Annotated in this window: 3 protein-coding genes; all 3 read left to right on the top strand. The window is 59.3% G+C overall.

What is annotated here, in order from left to right; genetic code table 11:
* Positions 1-274, top strand: a 274-nt coding sequence (locus L286_RS26675) for a DDE-type integrase/transposase/recombinase (RefSeq protein ID WP_021222970.1), incomplete at its 5' end; no start/stop codon positions are given.
* A 126-nt stretch (positions 275-400) separates the two neighbouring features.
* On the top strand, positions 401-2,773 hold the full coding sequence (locus tag L286_RS26670) for a TonB-dependent receptor (RefSeq protein WP_021222973.1): 2,373 nt from the start codon (positions 401-403) through the stop codon (positions 2,771-2,773).
* Between the two features lie 228 nt (positions 2,774-3,001).
* Positions 3,002-3,269: IS6 family transposase (locus L286_RS26665; protein WP_004154064.1), on the top strand; the 268-nt coding region annotated here is incomplete at its 3' end.

Raw genomic sequence — 3,269 nt, 5'->3', positions numbered from 1 at the left:
GAAGTATCTCAATAACGTGATCGAGGCCGATCACGGAAAGCTCAAGATACTGATCAAGCCGGTGCGCGGTTTCAAATCGATCCCCACGGCCTATGCCACGATCAAGGGATTCGAAGTCATGCGAGCCCTGCGCAAAGGACAGGCTCGCCCCTGGTGCCTGCAGCCCGGCATCAGGGGCGAGGTGCGCCTTGTGGAGAGAGCTTTTGGCATTGGGCCCTCGGCGCTGACGGAGGCCATGGGCATGCTCAACCACCATTTCGCAGCAGCCGCCTGATCGGCGCAGAGCGACAGCCTACCTCTGACTGCCGCCAATCTTTGCAACAGAGCCACTTGACGCACACAACCGATCCGAATATGGACCATGCTTCGAGCAGATAAAAGACAAACGAGGGGATGATTCATGAGAGCTTATCTTTACTGTAGCGTCGCTGGGCTCCTGCTCGCGGGCGGGGGTGCCGCTTCGGCGCAAGACGCACCGGCATCGGCGCCCGCGCCGAACGCTGCGACCGCGCAGGGCGCAAACGAGATCGTGGTTACCGCGAATAAGCGCGAGGAAAAACTCAACAATGTCGGCCTGTCGATCACAGCGCTATCCGGTAATGCGCTGGCGGAGCGTAAGATAACGTCGCTTCAGGACGTCGCGTCCGCCATCCCTGGCCTTGCCTACGCGCAAAGCGCCACCAACACGCCGATCCTCACATTGCGTGGCGTAGGCTTCAACGAAAGCTCGCTCGGCGTCTACCCGGCGGTCAGCGTCTACGTCGACCAGGCCCCTCTTCCGTTTCCGGTTCTGGCAAGCCATTCGGCGTTCGATCTTCAGCGGATCGAGGTCCTGAAAGGCCCGCAGGGAACCTTGTTCGGCCAGAACTCAACCGGCGGTGCGATCAACTATATCGCGGCCAAGCCGACCCGCAGCTTCACAGCAGGCGGCGACATCAGCTACGGCCGCTTCAACGAAATTGACGGCAATGCCTATCTGAGCGGCCCGATCACCGAGAACCTGCGCGCCCGGATAGCTGTTAGCGGCACACACACCGATGACTGGCAGCGCAGCAACAGTCGCCCCTACGACACCAACGGAAAGGTCTCCTATATCACAGGGCGCGCCATCGTCGATTGGGATGCGTCGGACAGCGTGCGGTTCTCGCTCAGCCTGAATGCGTGGCGTGATACATCGGATCCGCAAGCCCCCCAATACATCGCACTTCGCGGCCAGAACCCTTTCGTGCAGCAATCGTCGATCGATTATCCGTTCTCGCCACAAAATCCCCGAGCAGCCGACTGGTCGACGGGTATCAGTACGCCGCGCAGCGACCGCAAATTCTACCAGCCCGCGCTCCGCGCGGACATCGATCTCACCGAAGCGATCACGCTGACGTCGCTCACCTCTTACGGCCACTACACCCAGCGGCAGACGACCGATGGTGATGGCATGGCGCTTGCACAAGGCGATCTGGTCAGGGACGATGGCCGGATCACCACCTTCAACCAGGAAGTGCGCCTTGCCAACTCGAGCAAGTCGGCGTTCCGATGGGTTCTCGGCGCCAACTATGAGCGCAGCCGCACTTACGAGAACCAGTTCCTCAACTTCGCAGATTCGTCCCAGAACAATGCCGGTGCCAATTTCATCGATGCGGGGGGCGTATACAATCGCCAGCGGATCAGGAACTATGCTATCTTTGGGAACGCTGAATATGACCTGACGTCCAGGCTGACGCTGAAAGGCGCAGTTCGGTATACCAACAGCCACAATCACGCGCTGACATGCACCTACGACGGTGGGGACGGACGGGTGGCGCAACTCCTCAACCTGCTGGGAAGCCTTCTCGGGACCGTGCCGTTCACGCCGATCGGCATCAATGACTGCTACGCGCTCAACCAGAACAACGTCCCGGGGACGCCCTATATCGGCCAGCTCAACCAGCACAATGTGTCCTGGCGGGCCGGTGTGGACTATCATGTCGGGCCCACCTCGTTGCTCTATGCGAACGTGTCTCGCGGGTATAAGGCAGGCAGCTTCCCGGTACTCGCTACCGCAAGCCAGTCCTCGCTGAACCCGGTGACACAGGAGCAACTCACTGCCTACGAAGCCGGCGCGAAGCTGGGTCTCTGGGATCGAAAGGTGCAGCTCAACCTGGCCGGCTTCTATTATGATTATCGTAACAAGCAGGTGCGCGGAAAGATCAACGATCCATTGTTTTCCGTGCTCGACCTCCTCGTCAATGTTCCTAAATCGCGCGTCCTTGGTTTCGATGGAGATGTGACGATCAACCCCTTGCCGGGCCTTAGTCTCACAGGATCCCTCACCTATCTCGATAGCAAGGTCCAACGCTATTCGGGTTACAACGCGATCGGAGAGGTCAACAATTTCGCGGGCGACCGGCTGCCCTTCACGTCGAAGTGGAATGTCGGCCTCAATGCCGACTACAAGGCTCGGCTCGACAATGGCGGAGCGCCCTTCATCGGAATTACGATGAATGCGCGATCCTCGCAGGACGCGGTAATCGGCGGCGGACGCATCGTCATCCCACCATCGCCGGTGAACAAGGTACTTCCAGGATTGATTCATCCCTTCGAGATGAAGGGCTACGCCACGTTCGACGCGCGGGTGGGATACGAGGCGCCGGATGGGCGCTGGACCGTGTCCCTCTGGGGCAAGAATATCTTCAACAAATATTACTTCACCAGCGTGATCACTTTCAACGACTCGATCTCGCGATTTGCTGCTCGGCCAGCGACCTATGGAGTCACGCTTGGCTTCAAGTTCGATTGACGTGCGCCTGGCATGGGCGCCTGAGGGAGGGGGCACCGTCACGTCCCTCAATATTGTCGGCCTGGGACTTTGCAGGCCGGCAGACATCAAGCTTCACACCTGCTGGCGACTGGGAGTATTTGATGGCCGATTCCGTTGATCCGTCGCCGAGCCCCTATAGATATGTCGGCTCTGTTGCAAAAATCGTGAAGCTTGAGCATGCTTGGCGGAGATTGGACGGACGGAACGATGACGGATTTCAAGTGGCGCCATTTCCAGGGTGATGTGATCCTGTGGGCGGTGCGCTGGTATTGTCGCTATCCGATCAGCTATCGCGACCTTGAGGAAATGCTGGCGGAACGCGGCATTTCGGTCGACCATACGACGATCTATCGCTGGGTCCAGTGCTACGCCCCGGAGATGGAGAAGCGGCTGCGCTGGTTCTGGCGGCGTGGCTTTGATCCGAGCTGGCGCCTGGATGAAACCTACGTCAAGGTGCGGGGCAAGTGGACCTACC

Origin of the sequence: Sphingobium sp. HDIP04 (assembly GCF_000445085.1) — a bacterium.
Lineage (GTDB): Bacteria > Pseudomonadota > Alphaproteobacteria > Sphingomonadales > Sphingomonadaceae > Sphingobium > Sphingobium indicum.
This window is presented reverse-complemented; position numbering and strand designations above follow the sequence as displayed.